The organism is Bradyrhizobium altum (genome assembly GCF_020889705.1).
GTDB lineage: Bacteria > Pseudomonadota > Alphaproteobacteria > Rhizobiales > Xanthobacteraceae > Bradyrhizobium > Bradyrhizobium altum.
In genome coordinates this window covers 1-1,377 of sequence record NZ_JACMYP010000538.1, presented here as the reverse complement: position 1 = coordinate 1,377, position 1,377 = coordinate 1, and the positions used below count along the sequence as shown (strand labels likewise).

Genomic DNA, 1,377 nt, shown 5'->3' with positions numbered 1-1,377 from the left:
GATGTGCTGGTGTGGACGGCCTCTCATCCCCACGGTTCTATGGCGCTCCGGCGTCATAGCTAGATGAGAGGAAAGTCTGATGAATCTTCCCATTCGTATCGGTATGGATACTTCCAAGTCGGTCTTCCAGCTTCACGGTGTTGACGAGAACGAGGCGGTAGTTGTCCGACGGCAGTTTCGGCGAGCCGAGATGATCCGCTACTTCGAGCGGCTTCCGCCGGTCCTCGTCGCCATCGAGTCCTGCGGCAGCTCGCATCACTGGGCGCGCCTGCTGCAGTCGTTTGGTCATGAAGTGAAGCTGATCCCGCCCCAATATGTGAAGGCTTACGTAAAGCGCGGCAAGAACGACGCGGCCGATGCCGAAGCGCTGTGCGAGGCGGTCACCCGGCCGAGTATGCGGTTTGTGCCGGTGAAGTCGAAAGAACGGCAAGCAGCCTGCATGTTGATGACCGTGCGGGAACGCTTGGTCGGCGTGAAGTCGCAGCTTTCCAATGCCTTCAGGAGCTATGCGGCTGAGTTTGGCATCGTCGGCCCCGCCGGTCGGCAGAACGTCACGGCACTTATCAAGCGGGTGCTCGAGGATGACAACTTGCCGGAAATGGCGCGGGATCTCTTCCGCCTTCAGGCGGAGGAATATGCCGCGGTCGAAGCCCGCCTGGCAAAGATCGAAGCCAAGCTGATGAAGTGGCACCGCGAGGATGATGTCAGCAGGCGGATCGCGACGATTCCCGGCGTCGGTCCGATTGGGTCGTCCATGCTAAGCATGAAGGCGCCGCCGCCGGAGACGTTCAGATCAGGCCGCGACTTCGCGGCTTGGCTCGGACTAACACCCAAGGATCATTCAACGGGGGGCCGGCAGCGATATGGCGGTATCACAAAGGCCGGAGACTCAATGCTCCGATCGACGTTGATTGTCGGCGCGACCGCGCTGCTGAGGCACGTTCGAAAGGGCCGTCATAAGCCGACACCCTGGCTCGCTTCGCTACTGGAGCGAAAGCCGCCGAAGTTAGTCGCGGTGGCCTTAGCCAACAAGTTCGCCCGTATCGCCTGGCGCTTGATGATATCGGGCGGCGTGTACAACCGCCCAGTGGCCGCCATGCCCATCTGATCTGAAATCGGTGTACCGGTCGAGATTGCTCGCCGGATAGCCCACGAACTTGCAGGACGAAGTAGATGGAAGGACCGATCGGTCGATACGCGCGAGCTTCCGTAGATTACACTGGCATCACGAATGTCGCCTATGTGCTTGGAGCGTGCGTAGCGAACACCATCTCGGCCAGCGGGCTTTGTCCGCGCAAACAGGCCGGACATCTGACAGCAAGCGATCTGGCCAGAAGTCTGCTACAATCCTGACAAGCGGGGGGCCGTCCACATCTG

Annotated in this window: 1 protein-coding gene; it reads left to right on the top strand. The window is 60.4% G+C overall.

The features are described from left to right. Positions 1–79 precede the first annotated feature (79 nt). Positions 80–1,108 (top strand): IS110 family RNA-guided transposase, encoded by a 1,029-nt coding sequence (locus H8B02_RS47200; RefSeq protein WP_229172500.1) that lies wholly within the window; start codon positions 80–82, stop codon positions 1,106–1,108. Positions 1,109–1,377: the final 269 nt, after the last annotated feature.

Coding starts and splice junctions, on each gene's coding strand:
- H8B02_RS47200 (WP_229172500.1), top strand. CDS start 80: ATGAATCTTCCCATTCGTATCGGTATGGATACTTCCAAGTCGGTCTTC.